2 protein-coding genes are annotated in these 1023 nt (G+C 65.9%); both read left to right on the forward strand.

Annotation, left to right across the window (positions count from 1 at the left end; genetic code table 11):
- The first annotated feature begins 128 nt into the window (after window positions 1–128).
- Entirely contained in the window at window positions 129–614 is a 486-nt protein-coding gene (locus N878_RS22115) for an acyl-CoA thioesterase (RefSeq protein WP_021445701.1), read from the forward strand.
- Window positions 615–900: 286 nt separating this feature from the next.
- A partial coding sequence (locus N878_RS28575) for a DUF3301 domain-containing protein (protein WP_156350916.1) occupies window positions 901–1023 on the forward strand: 123 nt, incomplete at its 3' end.

Genomic DNA, 1023 nt, shown 5'->3' on the forward strand with positions numbered 1-1023 from the left:
GGGCGCGGACTGTGGCGCGCGAGCACCCGCCGGCGTCCTTGCAGGAGGCCGCCGCGATCCCGGCGCCGAGCCGGCACGACAGCAGGCGTCCTGCAGCGTCCCGCCCATCCCCCGCCCACGGAGTACCTATGGAAGCCGGAACCGCACAACTGACGATGACCGTACTGATGACCCCGGACATGGCCAACTTCTCCGGCAACGTCCACGGCGGCACCCTGCTCAAGTACCTCGACGAAGTCGCCTACGCCTGCGCCAGCCGCTACGCCGGTCGCTACGTGGTGACCCTGTCGGTGGACCAGGTGATCTTCCGCGAGCCGGTGCACGTCGGCGAGATGGTCACCTTCCTCGCCTCGGTCAACTACTGCGGGCGCACTTCGATGGAGATCGGCATCAAGGTGATCACCGAGAACATCCGCGAGCGCTCGGTGCGCCACACCAACAGCTGCTTCTTCACCATGGTCGCGGTGGACGAACAGGGCCGCCCGGCGCCGGTGCCGGAGCTGCAGCCGGACACCCCCGACGGCCTGCGCCGCCAGCGCCAGGCCGCCCAGCGCCGGCAGATCCGCGCCGAACTGCAGCAGCGCTACCAGGCCCTGAGCGAAGAGAAAAGCTGAGAGCCACCCAGCGTCCACCCGACCGCATGGGCTGAGAACCGGGCGGCAGATAGGCTAGCAGGCCGTTGAAAAACGTAGGCGAGGCAGCCAGTGCAAGGCGCAACGACCAACGGGAGTAACAGCCGAAGGCTGGCCCGAAGGGCGAGCGCCAGCGAGTCAAACAGGCGAGGAAGCGGAGTTTACGAGCTGTAAATGAGCATTCCGAGTCTGTTTTTAACGCAGCAATGGCAACGTAGGTAGTTTTTCAACGGCCTGCTAAGCTCTGTCTCCCGCCGCCGGAGTCATAATGATCGATCTGTTCGATGTCTTCCTGCTGATGCTGTTCGCCGCCTTCTGCGCCTGGCTGTGGCGCGGCCACGGCATTCGCGAACGCGCCCTGAGCCTGGCTAAGCAGCATTGCGCCCGGCTC

Source organism: Pseudomonas sp. EGD-AK9, assembly GCF_000465935.2.
Lineage (GTDB): Bacteria > Pseudomonadota > Gammaproteobacteria > Pseudomonadales > Pseudomonadaceae > Aquipseudomonas.

Bases quoted from the DNA above. Each gene is read 5' to 3' on its own strand.
- N878_RS22115 (WP_021445701.1), top strand. From the start codon at position 129: ATGGAAGCCGGAACCGCACAACTGACGATGACCGTACTGATGACCCCG.